Annotated in this window: 11 protein-coding genes; 6 read left to right on the forward strand and 5 right to left on the reverse strand. The window is 67.9% G+C overall.

The annotated features are described in order from the left end of the window. Positions 1-131 precede the first annotated feature (131 nt). Both ACZ5LB_RS05540 and ACZ5LB_RS05545 read left to right on the forward strand, forming a co-directional pair. Positions 132-1,178 (forward strand): S66 peptidase family protein, encoded by a 1,047-nt coding sequence (locus tag ACZ5LB_RS05540; protein ID WP_464605169.1) that lies wholly within the window; start codon positions 132-134, stop codon positions 1,176-1,178. Further along, positions 1,178-2,578: a M14 family zinc carboxypeptidase gene (locus ACZ5LB_RS05545; protein WP_464605170.1), complete on the forward strand. Its 1,401-nt coding sequence runs from the start codon at positions 1,178-1,180 to the stop codon at positions 2,576-2,578. Before ACZ5LB_RS05540 ends, ACZ5LB_RS05545 begins: the two co-directional genes overlap by 1 nt. A 131-nt stretch (positions 2,579-2,709) precedes the next feature. On the opposite strand, the gene ACZ5LB_RS05550 is transcribed toward ACZ5LB_RS05545, so the two are convergent. From ACZ5LB_RS05550 to ACZ5LB_RS05560, 3 genes are all read right to left on the reverse strand, one after another. Then, positions 2,710-3,027, reverse strand: a complete 318-nt coding sequence (locus ACZ5LB_RS05550; RefSeq protein WP_464605171.1) for a hypothetical protein — start codon at positions 3,025-3,027, stop codon at positions 2,710-2,712. A 172-nt stretch (positions 3,028-3,199) separates the two neighbouring features. Next, positions 3,200-4,561 (reverse strand): sigma-54-dependent transcriptional regulator, encoded by a 1,362-nt coding sequence (locus tag ACZ5LB_RS05555; RefSeq protein WP_464605172.1) that lies wholly within the window; start codon positions 4,559-4,561, stop codon positions 3,200-3,202. Then, complete coding sequence (locus ACZ5LB_RS05560) at positions 4,548-5,678, reverse strand: sensor histidine kinase (protein WP_464605173.1); 1,131 nt, start codon at positions 5,676-5,678, stop codon at positions 4,548-4,550. Before ACZ5LB_RS05560 ends, ACZ5LB_RS05555 begins: the two co-directional genes overlap by 14 nt. 152 nt (positions 5,679-5,830) lie before the next feature. Here ACZ5LB_RS05560 and ACZ5LB_RS05565 point away from each other — a divergent pair, with 152 nt between their 5' ends. The 4 genes from ACZ5LB_RS05565 (at position 5,831) to ACZ5LB_RS05580 (ending at position 11,473) form a co-directional block, all read left to right on the forward strand. Next, a complete protein-coding gene (locus ACZ5LB_RS05565) occupies positions 5,831-6,568 on the forward strand; it encodes a phosphoribosylaminoimidazolesuccinocarboxamide synthase (protein WP_464605174.1) in 738 nt (245 codons plus the stop codon). A gap of 253 nt (positions 6,569-6,821) precedes the next feature. Beyond that, positions 6,822-9,773: a TonB-dependent receptor gene (locus tag ACZ5LB_RS05570; protein ID WP_464605175.1), complete on the forward strand. Its 2,952-nt coding sequence runs from the start codon at positions 6,822-6,824 to the stop codon at positions 9,771-9,773. A gap of 213 nt (positions 9,774-9,986) precedes the next feature. Next, on the forward strand, positions 9,987-10,565 hold the full coding sequence (locus ACZ5LB_RS05575; RefSeq protein ID WP_464605176.1) for a DUF4365 domain-containing protein: 579 nt from the start codon (positions 9,987-9,989) through the stop codon (positions 10,563-10,565). Beyond that, complete coding sequence (locus ACZ5LB_RS05580; protein ID WP_464605177.1) at positions 10,562-11,473, forward strand: hypothetical protein; 912 nt, start codon at positions 10,562-10,564, stop codon at positions 11,471-11,473. Before ACZ5LB_RS05575 ends, ACZ5LB_RS05580 begins: the two co-directional genes overlap by 4 nt. 12 nt (positions 11,474-11,485) lie before the next feature. Here the strand turns inward: ACZ5LB_RS05580 and ACZ5LB_RS05585 are convergent, their stop codons facing one another. Continuing rightward, entirely contained in the window at positions 11,486-12,994 is a 1,509-nt protein-coding gene (locus ACZ5LB_RS05585) for a sodium:solute symporter (RefSeq protein ID WP_464605178.1), read from the reverse strand. 15 nt (positions 12,995-13,009) lie between these two features. Next, positions 13,010-14,023 (reverse strand): glycoside hydrolase family 3 N-terminal domain-containing protein, encoded by a 1,014-nt coding sequence (locus tag ACZ5LB_RS05590; protein WP_464605179.1) that lies wholly within the window; start codon positions 14,021-14,023, stop codon positions 13,010-13,012. Positions 14,024-14,028: the final 5 nt, after the last annotated feature.

The following is a 14,028-nucleotide window of genomic DNA, read 5'->3' on the forward strand; positions in this document are numbered from 1 at the left end:
GCGTTTGTTTCTTTCCCTGGAATAGCCTGGAAGCCCAGGCCTTGGATTAATATTTCCACCAAGCCAAGGAAAAGAATGAACGCGGAGGCGCTGCGGACCCGCAGAGCCTCGCGGAGAAAAGAAAGGCAGCCATGACCCAGAATCGCCGTTCCTTCCTGCAGGCGTCGCTCCTCGCGGCCGCGGCGGTCCCCTTCGCCCCGGGCCTCCTGGCGGCGCAGGGCTCCAAGGCGGGGACGTTCAGGGCCCGGCGCCTGGCCCAGGGGCAGACCGTGGGGCTCGTGAGCCCCGCGGGCGCCACGTGGCAGTCCGACGAGATCACCATCATCCAGGAGGCCCTGGCCGCCCTGGGGCTCAAGGCGAAGGTGGGCAGGCACGTCCTGGACCGCTACGGCTACCTGGCCGGCAGGGACGAGGACCGCGCCGCCGACGTCAACGCCATGTTCGCCGACGACTCCGTGGACGCCATCCTCTGCGTGCGCGGCGGCTGGGGCTGCAACCGGATCCTTCCCCTCATCGACTACCGGGCCATCGCCCTGCATCCCAAGATCCTGCTCGGCTACAGCGACATCACCGGCCTGCTCAACGCCGTCCACGCCCGCACCGGCCTGGTGACCTTCCACGGCCCCGTGGGGGCCTCGGTGTGGAACGCCTACTCCGTGGACTGGCTGCGCCGGGTGCTGTTCAAGGCCGAGGCCGTCGTCATGGAGAACCCCAGGGCCACGGGCGACAGCCTCGCGCAGATCCAGGACCGGGTTCGCACCATCACTCCCGGGAAGGCCCAGGGACGCCTCCTGGGCGGGAACCTCACCGTCCTCGCCGCCATGCAGGGCTCGGCCTTCGTGCCGGACTTCACCGGGGCGATCCTCTTCCTGGAAGACACCAACGAGCACGTCTACCGCATCGACCGCATGCTGACCCAACTCAAGCTGGCCGGGGTCCTGGGCCGCATCGCCGGCTTCGTGTTCGGGAACTGCACCAAGTGCGGCCCGGGCGACGGAAACGGCTCCCTCACCCTGGAGGAGGTCCTCAACGACCACATCCGTCCCCTGGGGATCCCCGCCTGGTCCGGCGCGATGATCGGGCACATCGAGAACAAGTTCATGGTCCCCGTGGGCTCCCTGGCGGAGATCGACGCCGGGCGGGGCACCATCACCATGCTCGAGCCCGCGGTGCGGTGATGAGGCCCCTCGCCGCCCTCCTGACCCTGGCCTGCTCCCTGGCGGCCGCGGCCCCGTGGTCCCCGCAGGCCCTCTGGGACCAGTGGCCCCAGGCGCGGGTGTCCCCGGCGGATCCGTGGTCGCTCCGGCACGCCGGGCTCCAGCTGGCCCTGGCGTCCCTCCAGGCCCGGCACCCGGGGCTCTTCACGCTGGTGGAGGAGGGCAGGAGCGCCGAGGGGCGCCGGATCCAGGTGCTGCGCGCGGGCACCGGTCCCCGGGGCGTGCTGCTGTGGTCGCAGATGCACGGGGACGAGCCCACCGCCACGTCGTCCCTCCTGGACCTCATGAACTGGCTGGGGCTGAACCGGGACGAACCCGAGGTCCAGCGCTTCCTTTCGCGGGTGAGCCTGTGGATCATCCCCATGCTCAACCCCGACGGCGCCGAGCGCGGGCAGCGGCGCAACGCCCAGGAGATCGACATCAACCGCGACGCCCTGCGGCTCGCCACGCCCGAGGGGCGCCTCCTCAAGGCGGTGCGGGATCGCACGCGGCCCATCCTGGGCTACAACCTCCACAACCAGAACCCCCTGGTCAAGGCCGGCGCCGGGGGCCGCCAGGTGGCCATTTCCCTCCTTTCCGTGCCCGGCGACGAGGCCTGCTCGGAGACCCCCGGCACCCGGCTCACGCGGCGCCTGGCGGTGCGGGTCCAGCAGCTCGTCACGCCCTTCGCCCCCGGGCGCGTGGGTCGCTACGACATGGACTACACGGCCCGGGCCTTCGGCGATTCCATGACCCGCTGGGGCACCGCCACGCTCCTCATCGAGACCGGGGGCTGGGCCGGCCCCAGCGAGGCCGAGCGCCTCGTGCGGCTCAACTTCGTGGCCCTCCTGGGCTCCCTTTCCACCTTCGCCGACGGCTCCCTGGACGACCTGGACCTGGCCGACTACGGGAAGATCCCCCTGAACGCCCGGGACGCCGTGGCCACCCTGGTGGTGCGCAACGCGCGGATCATCGAGGGCCGCGGCCTGCCGCCCTTCACCGCGGACCTCTCCTTCGTGAGCCAGGGCCCCTTCCGGGGCGACGCCCCCCGCAGGGACCCCGCCGTGCACGACCTGGGCGACCTTTCGCACCTCCTGGGCCTCACGGAGCTGGACGCCAGCGGCCTCCTGGCGCTGCCCTGGCCCCTGGGCCCCGGCGAATGGACCGCCCTGCGCGCCGACCTGCAGGCGCGCGGCCTCGCCGAGGCCAGCGAGGCCCGCCTCGCCGCGACCCTCCGCGGCCTGGGCGACGCCGCCGTGGCGCACCCCGGCTACCGGGGCACGGTGCTCCTCTACCGGCCCGGGCCCGGGGGGCTCATGACGCTGGCGGGCGCCGTCATCCGGGGCAAGGTCCGGGGTCCCGTCTCGGCCCAGGTCAACTAGAAGATTCCGCATCTTTGTTCAGACGCCGATGAACGGGGATAAAAAGATGGATCTTGATCGCCGGGCTTAGGGCTTCAAGCAGCTTGCCCCGGCACTGGACGCAGGCGCGATGCCCGGATCCGATGAGGGCTTCAGCCGGGCTTCCGGGCGGTTTTCCTCGGAAGATCGCAGCAGCGGACCGCCAGGTTCGCGGCCAACTCGGCCGACTTGGAGACGGCCTCGGAGAGATCCTCTCCCCAGTACGTGGTCTCGGCGGTCTTGTGATTGAAGAACTGCAGGTGGATGCAGCATCCGTACAGGCCGGCCCCACAGCCGGCGGCCTCCGACTTCCAGTAGAGGGACACCTTCTCCACGTGGTTCGTGAACGCGGCCAGGGCCTGCTGCACCCGGTCGGTGAGGTGGTGCGTCAGCCGGGGATCGGACTGCTCGCCGTGGATCTCGATCTGCATGGGGGCCTGCCTTTCTCCGGGGGCGCAGCGTCCGCGCCGTCCCCGACCAAGGCAATCCGGGTGCCAGGTCGCGCCAGGGCCCATTCCCTGGGGATGGCGGCCCCTTCCGGGAACGGGCCGGGGCGCCGCCCGGGGAGAAACGCCCCACCTGGGGGAATCTCCCCGGACGGGTTCAGCTCTCCGCGGGGGCTTCCAGGCGGTAGCGCCTGACCTTCTCCCGCAGGGTCTTGCGGTCGATGCCCAGCATCTCCGCCGCCCGCGTCCGGTTCCCGCCGGCGAGCTCCAGCACCTTGCGGATGTGGCCGGCTTCCACCTCGGCCAGCGAGACCGGGGCGCCCCCGCCCCGCAGGGCCGAGAACCGCATGAGGTCGGGGAGGTCCGACGCCTCGATGCGGTCGCCTTCGCTCAGGACGATGAGCCGGTGGATGACGTTCTCCAGTTCGCGCACGTTGCCGGGCCAGGCGTAGTCGCGCAGGGTCCCGAGGGCGCCGTCGGAGAAGGCGGGAACGGGGCGGCCGGCCTCCGCGGCGTATTTCCGGGCGAAATGCCTTGCGATGAGGATGACGTCGTCCCCGCGCTCCCGCAGGGGCGGGATGCGCAGGGCGATGACGTTGAGGCGGAAGAACAGGTCCTCCCGGAAGGCGCCCTTGCGCACCAGGGCCTGCAGGTCCTTGTTGGTGGCGGCGATGACCCGCACGTCCACCTTCCGGGCCCGGGTGGTGCCCACCATGGCCACTTCCTTCTCCTGGAGCACGCGGAGCAGCTTCACCTGCATGGCGAGGCTCATCTCGCCCACCTCGTCCAGGAAGATCGTCCCGCCCTCCGCGGCCTGGAAGAACCCCGCCTTGGCGCTGGAGGCCCCCGTGAAGGCCCCCTTCGCATGGCCGAAGAGCTCGCTTTCCAGCAGCGATTCGGGGATGCCCCCGCAGTTCACGGGGACGAAAGGCGAGGAGGCCCGCGTCCCGCCGTAGTGGATGGCCCTGGCCACCAGCTCCTTGCCGGTGCCGCTGTCGCCCGTGATGAGCACCGTGGCGCTGGCGGAGGCGACCTTGGCGATCTGCTCGAACACCGTGCGCATGGCGTCGGATCGCCCGATGAAACCCTTCATGACCTGGGCGGCCAGGGGGGAATCCTCCTGGAGCAGGCGCTGGCGCTTGAGCTTTCCCAGGGCGCGCCGCACGGCGGCCAGGAGCTCCTCGTCCGTGAAGGGCTTGGCCAGGTAGTCCTCGGCGCCGTGGCGCAGGGCCTCCACCGCGCCCTGGATGGAGGGATAGCCGGTGATCATCAGCACCTCGACGCCCGGGCAGTTCTCCCGCACGTGCCGGACCAGATCGAGGCCCGAGGGGCCCGGCATCCGGAAGTCCGTGATCACCAGGTCGATGGGCCTGGCCGCCAGGAGGGCCAGGGCGGAGGCCGCGTCCGGGGCCGCCAGCACCTGGTAGCCCCGGGACATGAGGTTGCGGCGGAGGACCTCCAGCGTGTCGGGGGTATCGTCGACGATCAGGATGTAGGGCGCCGGTTCACGCTTGGCCATGCTGCAGATCCCCCTCGTTCGCCGGCAGTTCCACGGTGAAGCGGGAGCCCAGGCCCGGCCGGCTTTCCACGCGGAGCTTGCCCCCGTGGGACGCGATGATGTCCTGCACGATCCCCAGTCCGAGTCCCGTGCCTTCCCCGGCGTCCTTGGTGGTGAAGAACGGGGTGAAGATGTTCCGGATCGTCGCATCATCCATGCCAATCCCGGTGTCCGACACCGAGAACCGCACGGTCCCCTTCGCCCCGTGGGTCCGCAGGCGCAGCGTGCCCCCCTCGGGCATGGCCTGGATGCCATTGACGATGAGGTTCGCCAGGACCTGGCGCATCTGGGCGGGCACCGCCAGGATCCGCGGGAGGCCGGAGGCCATGTGGAGCCGGACGGCGATCTTCTCCCGGGCGCAGCGGACCCGGAACAGGTCCACGGCCTCCGTCACGAGCCCGTTGACGGGAATCGGCGTCCGCTGGGGCTTCCCGCAGCGGGCCAGGGCCAGGAACCCCCTGATGACCTCCCGCGCGTGCAGGGAGGCCGAGACGATCTTGCGCAGGTCCGCCTGGGCCTGGGAGGAAAGCCCGGGGTCCTTCGCCGCCAGCTGCGCCAGGCCCAGGATGCTGCACAGGGGCTCGTTCAGTTCATGGGCGAGGCCCGAGGCGAACTGGCCGACCGTGGCCAGCCGGTCCATGTGGCGGACCTGCTCCAGCAGGTGCTCGCGGTCCTGCTCCAGCCGGCGCCGTTCGATGGCCTGGGCCACCTCGTGCCCCAGGCCTTCCAGGAGGGTCCACTCCTCGTCCAGGAACGGCGGGGACTGGCCGGGCTCCCGGCAGAACACCTCGAGGCCGCCCCGCGCCTCTCCCCGGATCACCAGGTCCACGCGCTGGCCCAGGGGACTCTCCTGGAACCCCGCGCTCACGAAGGCATCCCCGTCCAGGGTGACGCGGCAGGAGGTGCTTTCCGGAAACTGCCAGGCCGGGGGCACGAGATCGGCGACCCCCTGCAGCAGTTGGGGCAGGGACAGGTCCGGCCGCTGGGCGAGGCGGGAAAGGCCGAACAGGCAGGTGAGTTCCTTGACCCGCTCCGCGAGGGCCGTCTTGAGCGGCTGGCGCCCCTTCCTGCTCGCCATCGGGCCTCCCGGGATCCCGACAGTATAGTCAATCCCCGCTCCCTCAAGGGGATGGCATGGGGCTTGCATTGATTGCCTGGCGCGATCCGGGGTCCCGTCGGTCCCCCATCCGCCCCCATGGACGTTTCCGTGGCGAAAGGGAGTCCCGCAGCGTGTCCAGCCCACCCCGTCCAGATTGGCCCTTTCCCCTGCTGCGTTCGGGGCGGGACCGGGATCTCTTCGACCTCGGGGACCATGTGCTGGTGGTGACCGCGGACCGCCTGAAGCTCCTTTCCCGCCTGGCCCGGTTCTGGTTCCGCGCCACCCGGGACATCGTGCCCAACGCCATGGTCTCCCTGGCGGCCGAGGGCCTTCCCTGGGCCCTTCGGCCCTACTGGCCGGAACTTGCGGGGCGAAGCACCCTGCTGCGGCGGGTGCCGCCCTGCGAGGTGCGGTGCGCCGTCCACGGGTGCCTCACCGGCGCAGCCCACGAGGAGTACGTGGCCCACGGCGGGGTCTTCAGCACCCGGCTCCCGGCCCGGCTCCGGAGGGGCGCCCGCCTCTCCAGCCCGCTCTTCGCCCCCTTCCTGGAGGACGGCCAGGGAAGGCGCCGGATCATCCCCGTGTCCGAGATGGCCGACCGGGTCGGCTTCAGGACCATGCACCACCTGCGGGAGCGCTGCCTGGCCCTCTTCCTGAGGGGCTACCGCTACGCCTCGGACCGGGAGGTCATCCTCGCGGATGCGGAGTTCACGTTCGGGCGGGCGCCCAACGGCGCCTGGATCCTGGCCGACGAGGCCCTGACCCCCGGCACGAGCCGCTACTGGTCCCTCCACGCCTGGCGCCCCGATGCTGAGGCCCCCCGCATGGACGAGGAGGACCTGGCCCGAAGGTTCGGCATCGTCCCCTGAGGGCCCCCTCGCGTCGCGCGGCAGCGCCGGGGTGCCGCGCCGAAGGCTGCCCCGGAGAGGTCCCAATCCGGGGGGTCCGCCCGGGGCGCGGGGCGGAAAGGTGATAAAGGGGATAAAGGCAGTAGCCGTTAATAACGGCAGATGTATACTCCAAGTCAGCACACCAAAAAATCCAACCTGTATCAACCGGGGGCACGCTGCCCTCCCAGCCGTGGAGAATCCGATGAGACTTCGGCATCTTGGTGCTTTTGCGATGGTGATCGTCGCGCTACCGGCATCCGCCCAGCAGGTGGGCACCATCTTCGGCAAGGTGACCGCGAAGAACGGGAAGGCCCTGGCCGGCATCCACGTGGATGTCACCGGCAACGTCCTGCCCCAGGGACGCAGGGTGGTCACCAGCGAAAACGGCGAGTACCGGCTGCCGTTCCTGCCTCCGGGCGAGTACAACCTCACCTTCACCCATCCGGCCCGAGCCACGGAGAAGCGCAAGGTCTCCGTGGCGCTGCAGCAGACAACCACGATCAACGTCGTGATGAACGAAGCCGCCGTGCAGGGCACCGTCGTCGAAGTGGTGGGCCAGGTCAGCCAGGTGGATCCTTCCTCAGCCGAATTGAAGACCTTCATCGGTTCCGACGTGCTTGCCGCCATGCCGGTCGGCCAGGGCTACCGCGACATCCTCAAACTTCTCCCGGGCGTCGCCCTGACTTCCCAGGGCATCCGCGATCCCAACGCGGGCGGCAGCGGCCAGGACAACGTGCACCTCATGGACGGCGTCAACATCAACCTGCCCATGTATGGGTCCATCGGCCTGGGATCGGGAACCGCCTCCTACGACATCGACCAGGTCGCCGTCACCAAGGGCGGCGCCTCGGCCACCGATTTCAACCGGTCCGCTGGCTTCACCATGAACACCATCAGCAAGTCCGGCACCAACACCTACGCCGGCGAACTCTCCTTCATCGCGGTGCCGGCGAATCTGGTGGCCCGCCGTCCCTTTGGCAGCACCCAGAGTTTCGAGACCAATTCGACCTACGCCATCGCCAGCGTGGGCGGCCCCATCGTCAAGGAACGCCTGTTCTTCTTCGCCTCGTTCTACAGACCCAAGGACACCCGCAAGAACGGTTCCAACCTTTACGGCCCGGTGCCCGAATACAGCACCAACCACACGGAGTACTTCGGCAAGCTCACCTATTCTCCCCTCAGCAACCTCCTACTCCATGTCAGCCACCGCCGGTCCGAGCACACTGACAACAACACCAGCATCGGCTCCTTCTCACCGCCGTCTGTGGCCAACGGAGGTGATTCCAATACCTACATCACCACCCTCGAAGCCTCCTGGTCCTTCACGCCCAACAACTTCCTGAACTTCAAGTACACGAACTTCGCCCTATACACCCAGGACCATCCGAACACCTTCTCGAGCGCCAAGCCGGCCCTAGACGGAAGTGTCGTGCTCGACATCAACAACCTGGAGACCCAAGGCAATCTCACGCTCCCCACCGTGGCCACGGCAGGTTCCAACGCGACCCTCATCGCCCTCATCAACCGTTACGGGTATCCCGGCACGGGCCCCACCGCGACCGCGGCAGGGTTCATCGGCGGCGGCAGCGTCGGCGTAGCCCCCTCCATCAACACCGACAATTTCTTCCGCAAGAATTACCAGCTGGCCTGGGACGGCACGTACGGTTCCGCCGTGACCCACGATCTCCATGTCGGCTTCCAGTACTGGAAGGAGATGGAGGATCTCTACCGGGTTTCCAACGGCTGGGGCTCCATCGCCACCAACCCCACCGGGGTGAAGATCCCCACCACCGCGGTCAGCGGCGTGGGTCTGGTCTACGCCTACGTGGCCTCACCCTACCAGCAGGGCCTCGGCCACGCCCCTCGGATCCATTCCGAATACGAATCGCAGAACTTCGAGGTCAATGACAAGATCCGGTGGCAGAAATTCACCTTCAACGTCGGTGTGCTGGTCAGCAATGACAAGCTCTACGGCATGGGCATCCGCTCGGATTCAACCACTGCGGGTGGCTATTCGCTGGCCCCTGGAGAGAAATACCTCGAGCATGAGATCAAGTGGGCCGACACGCTCCAGCCTCGCCTGGGCGTGACCTGGAACTACCACAAGGAAGACACGATCTACGCGAATTACGCCCGCTACGTGCCCTCCACTTCCTCCCTGCCTCGCGCGTCCTCCTGGGCCAGGAACCTCGTCGGCTCCATCAATGTCTATTTCGATTCCACGGGCCACATGATCGGCCAGGGCGCGGACGCCGTCTCCCAGGGCAAGCTCTACCAGGACGGACTCAAGCCCCGCCACACCGACGAGTTCATGGTCGGCACCACCCGGGACTTCGGCCACGGCCTCACGTCCCGCCTCTACGCCCGCTACCGCAAGAGCGTCAATTTCTGGGAAGACACCCCCAACAACTCCCGGGTCGTCTACAACGCCCCCTCCGACGTCCCCCACACCCTCTACATCCCCGACCTCGCCACGAAACTCAGCAACCTGGGGGCCAACGGTGGACCCATGAACGGCAACACTTCCGCCGTCATCGCCATGCTCGACGGCGCCTTCACAAAGTTCTATGAAGTGTCCTCCGAAACGGAATGGTCCCGGGGCCCCCTCTTCGCGAGCCTTTCGTACACGTGGAGCCACTACTACGGCAACTTCGACCAGGACAATTCGGCCAATGGCTCCGCCAACGACTCCAACGTCTTCGTTGGCTCTTCAAACATCGCCGACAGCGCCGGCACCCAGATCTGGGACAACAAGTACGGCAACCTCGCCGGCGACCAGCGCCACAAAGTCAAGCTCTATGGCAGCTACAACTTCTCCTGGAACGGCAAACTCGGCGTCTACGCCGTCTACCAGACCGGGCAGCACTGGCAGAGGACCGACTACAAGGTCTACGAGACCCTCATCAGGGCGACCGGATCCTCCAGCACGAGCGACACCGCCCGCTACGCCGAACCCGCCGGTTCCCGCGTGAACCCCTCCCACTACCAGATGGACCTCAGCTACACCCAGACCTTCTGGCAGCAAAAGAAAATGGGCCTCTCTGCCACCGTGGACCTGTTCAACGTCTTCAACCGCCAGACGGTCACCTCCTACAACCAGAGCGCCAACGGCGGCGCCTTCGGTTTTGCCCAGACCTACATGCTTCCGCGCCGCACCCAGTTCGGCGTGAAGTTCTGGTTCTGATCCAAAAGGCATTTCAGTTGGAGGGGGCGGCCTTGCCGCCCCCTCCAACTGGATGGGAATCGGAACCAGCGGCACGCTCCGTCGGAATTCACGCGAAGGGTCACCCCTTCGTCAGGGAGCTTCGAATAGTCGGCTCTCTTCGCCCTCCCGGCGGAATGCCTGGACCATAGCTATTTCGCCGGGATTCGAGTGAATTGCCCGGAGGATGGTGGGATGATCTTCCCTTCAAGCGGTGCGAAAGGAACTGCATTGCCATCTCTCTCCCCACCCAACATCGAATCGGAACTCAGCTACGCCTACCTTCACGCGGTGGCCTCGAAGGCCGGGATGTCGTGCCGGGATGGCAATCGGCACGAAGACGGCGCGGGCATCGACGCCCTGTTGACCGCCTGGGGGCCCTTCCCGAACGAATCCTACCTCACCGAGGTTTCGCTGAACATTCAGTTGAAGGCCACCGTCGCCGAGCCTTTGGAAGACGGTTCTTGCCTCAGCTATTCCTTGAAAGGGATCGAAAGATACAGGGACCTATGCAGTGAGACCAAGGCGACGCCGAGGATTCTGGTGGTCCTTTTCCTTCCCAAGGAACCCCAGGAGTGGCTCAAACACTCCGCCGAGGAGTTGGCTTTGCGGAAATGCGCCTATTGGGTCAGCCTGCGCGGCGCACCGGAAACCCCCAACACATCCAGCGTTACGATCAAGCTTCCCAAGGCGCAGGTTTTCTCTCCAGCGGGTCTTTCAGGAATAATGACGCGAGTTGCTCGGCGAGACATCCCATCCTGGGAGGCCCGATGAGCATCACCAAGAACATTTCCCCCACCGACCTCCGGGATTACCTGAAAGGCCGTGGTTGGATCATGGTTCCCGAGGCTTTGCGCGAACGTCTGTACGTGCTCTACCATCCACACTTCAAGGGGCGACAGCTGATGTTCCCCATGGACCTCGCTGCTCCCGACTACGCCGAGTCCGTCTCCCTGGCTCTTGAGAAACTGGCCGAAATCTCATCCGTTCCAATGGAAGTCATTTTTTCCAATCTGGGAGACCTCCGGTCGGACGCGATCCGGTTTCGGCTGTACGCCGATCAGGATTTTTCGGCCAGCCTCCCCTTGCCGTTCGCTTCCACAGCCCTGGAAGCAGCACAGAAATCGCTGATGGCGTCAGCGTGTTCCGTACTTCGGCCGAGGTGCCACCACCCCCGACTGGCCCTTTCAGAGGCCACGCAACTTGTGAACGCGGCCCGATTCAGGCATACGGAGGCTGGCAGTTTCGTCCTGAAGGTGGTCTGTCCCATTGACGCCGTCGATGCCGGATCGGCCCTGATTCCCGATGAGGTGAACGCCCCCTTTGCTCGGCGCACCGTGTTGAACCTCCGGAGCGGGTTGAAGGATCTGGTTCGGGCAATCGAAGAGGATACGCTCGATCAGCTGGTGAGCACCGCGAAGACCAGCCCCGCTTCCTCCCTCTCCTCCAACCTGTGCGAGGCCATTACCCATTTCCACGATGAAGAAATCAAGAATTCCTTGGATGTGTCGTTCGCGTGGTCCGGGGCAATCCCCCCGCCCATGGATGGAGGACCCGGAGACACGATCCGCATTCAACGCGATTATTTTCCCCGGATTGAAGAGGTGCGGCGCGGCCTTCTCCCTCATGCCAGGCACCGGGAGGACCTGTTCGTCGTTATTCCTGATGGACTCGACGCTTAGGCCCGCATCGCCTCAAGCGTTGCGCGAAGATCCGGCCGCGTGGCCCGAGGCGGCCGTGAACCATCCCCTCGCCACCCTGCAGGCGTTCCCCGCCAGGATCGTCACCGCGCACCCGATGAGCGTGTGCCAGGTGTAGTCGATCCGCGTGAAGGCCAGCACGGCCACCATGGCCAGCAGCCCGCACACGAACCCGGCGAGGGCGTCGGCCTGGTTCGTCCTGGGGAAGAACAGGCCCAGGAAGAAGGTCCCCAGGAGCCCGCCGTAGGTGACCGAGGCGATCTTGAGGCCCAGTTCCACCACGGGGTTCCGGGTGTCGGTGAAGAGCATGGCGCCGCCGATGAGGAGCACGCCCCACAATAGGGTGAAGATCCGCGACCAGCGCACCTCGCCCCGGGCGTCCAGGCCCCGCGCCAGGGGCGTGAGCTGGAAGAGGTCCAGGTACGTGGCCGAGGCCAGGGAGCTGATGGAGGACGAAAGGGTGCCCATGGCCGAGGCCAGGACGCCGGCCACCACGAGGCCCGCCACGCCCGTGGGCAGGTTCTCCACGATGAACTTGGGGAAGACCTCGTCGGAGGTGGCCAGGCCCAGCTGCTGGAAGGTGACGCCGCCGTAGAAGGCGTAGAGGCACAGGCCCAGCACCAGGAAGAAGCCGAACTGGAGGAGGATGAACGTCGCGTCCAGCATCAGGGCCTTCTGGGAGTCGCGGCGGGTGCGGCAGCCCAGGAGGCGCTGCACCAGGAGCTGGTCGGTGCCGTGGGAGGCCATGGTCAGGAAGGTGCCCCCCAGCACCCCGCCCAGGAGGGTGTAGGGCGCGGCCAGGAAGCCCCCCAGGGAGCCCCCGGTGGCGGTGTTGAGGAAGGCGAACTTGTCCTGGCCGTGGGCGGTGGCGAAGGAGGCCACGTCCGCCCAGCCATGGGGGAGGCGGTGCAGGATCAGCACCATGGCCGCCACCGCCCCGCCCAGGTAGATGAAGAGCTGCACCACGTCCATGGCCACCACCGCCTTCAGGCCGCCCAGGTACGTGTAGAGGAGGGTGAAGCCCCCGATGAGCAGGATGCTGGCGGGGTAGTCCAGCCCGGTGATCAGGTGCACCGGGATGGCCGTGGCGAAGAGCCGCACCCCAGAGGCCAGCACGCGGGTCACGATGAACACGCTGGAGGTGAACTTGCGCAGCGGCAGGCCGAAGCGCCTGCCCAGGAAGTCGTAGGCCGTCTCCAGGTCGCCGCGGTAGTAGGCCGGGATGAACACCGCGCTCACGATGAGCCGGCCGATGAAGTAGCCCGCCACCAGCTGCAGGAAGTGCATGTTCCCCTTGAAGGCCAGGCCGGGGATGCTGATGAAGGTCAGGGTGCTCGTCTCGCTCGCGACGATGGAGAAGCCCACGGACCACCAGGACATCTCCTTGCCGCCCAGGAAGTAGTCCCGGGAGGAGCGCTGGCGTCCCGAGATGAGGATGCCCGCGGCGGTCACCCCCAGGAGGTATACGATCACGATCACGTAGTCGGTGAGGCTGAAACCCATCGCTTGCGCCTTTCTTCAGACGGAGGCCTGCCGCACGCGGGCCACCCAGGCGTCCCAGGCGGGCTGGTCGAAGGGAGTCGCCCGGGGCCTGGCGAGGGTGCGCCGGTAGGCGCGGCCCGCCTGCGCCAGGGCCTCCACGGGGCCGCGGGGAAGCCCGCGCAGGGCCGCCACCGTGGCCTCCAGGGCCTCCGGCGTCTGGCACACCAGCAGGCCCAGGTGGCCGGCCTCCACGGCCAGGCGGATTCGTTCGGGCCAGGGGAAGCCGCTCACCCCGCCCATTTCCATGTCGTCCGTGACCCAGGCTCCCGGGATGCCCCAGGGGTTGCCGGCCACGTGGCCCCGGTACAGGCTCGCGGGCAGGTTCCCGCTCCAGGGCGTGCGCACGTGGCCCACCATGGCGAGGCGGTCGGGGCGCGCCAGGGCGCGGAAGGGCTCCAGGGCGCGCAGGACGGCGTCCCTGTCCGTCAGTTCGGGCAGGGCGCGGTGGCTGTCCACCCTCGTGCCCCCCAGGCCCGGGAAGTGCTTGAGGCAGCCCTTGACGCCCCGGGACTCCAGCCCCAGGAGGAAGGCCCCGGCGGCCCGGGCGGCCTCGGCGGGATCCGGCGAGGCGCGGCGGTCCCCCAGGCCCGTGCCCGGGATGCCGTCGTGGAGGTCGACCAGGGGCGCGAAGTCCACGTTGAAGCCCAGGAGGGCGAGGCCCTCGCCCCAGATTTCGCCCCAGGCCTGGGCCCCTGCGGTCCCGGACGTCGTCCAGATGGCGCGGAACGAGGGCGTCTCCCCCACCCAGCACCGGAGCCGCGACACGGGCCCACCCTCCTGGTCGATGGCCATGGCCAGGGGCGCCTCGCCGCCCCAGCGCGCCTGCAGACCGCGGATGAGCGCATGGCAGCGGGCCGGGCCGAGGACGGGGTCCGGGTCGAGGTTGCGGGCGAACATCACCACGCCGCCGGGGACGGGATCCGCCGGCACGTCCGCGGCGTCAAGGGCATGGACGCCCATCCAGATCAGTTCGGTGGCGGCAGGGATCAAGGGAT

The organism is Mesoterricola sp. MK458 (assembly GCF_055384935.1).

Excerpts from the sequence above, each read along its gene's own strand:
- ACZ5LB_RS05540 (WP_464605169.1), top strand. The coding sequence starts at position 132 with ATGACCCAGAATCGCCGTTCCTTCCTGCAGGCGTCGCTCCTCGCGGCC.
- ACZ5LB_RS05560 (WP_464605173.1), bottom strand. The coding sequence starts at position 5,678 with ATGGCGAGCAGGAAGGGGCGCCAGCCGCTCAAGACGGCCCTCGCGGAG.
- ACZ5LB_RS05580 (WP_464605177.1), top strand. The coding sequence starts at position 10,562 with ATGAGCATCACCAAGAACATTTCCCCCACCGACCTCCGGGATTACCTG.
- ACZ5LB_RS05550 (WP_464605171.1), bottom strand. The coding sequence starts at position 3,027 with ATGCAGATCGAGATCCACGGCGAGCAGTCCGATCCCCGGCTGACGCAC.
- ACZ5LB_RS05570 (WP_464605175.1), top strand. The coding sequence starts at position 6,822 with ATGGTGATCGTCGCGCTACCGGCATCCGCCCAGCAGGTGGGCACCATC.
- ACZ5LB_RS05545 (WP_464605170.1), top strand. The coding sequence starts at position 1,178 with ATGAGGCCCCTCGCCGCCCTCCTGACCCTGGCCTGCTCCCTGGCGGCC.
- ACZ5LB_RS05555 (WP_464605172.1), bottom strand. The coding sequence starts at position 4,561 with ATGGCCAAGCGTGAACCGGCGCCCTACATCCTGATCGTCGACGATACC.
- ACZ5LB_RS05585 (WP_464605178.1), bottom strand. The coding sequence starts at position 12,994 with ATGGGTTTCAGCCTCACCGACTACGTGATCGTGATCGTATACCTCCTG.
- ACZ5LB_RS05575 (WP_464605176.1), top strand. The coding sequence starts at position 9,987 with ATGATCTTCCCTTCAAGCGGTGCGAAAGGAACTGCATTGCCATCTCTC.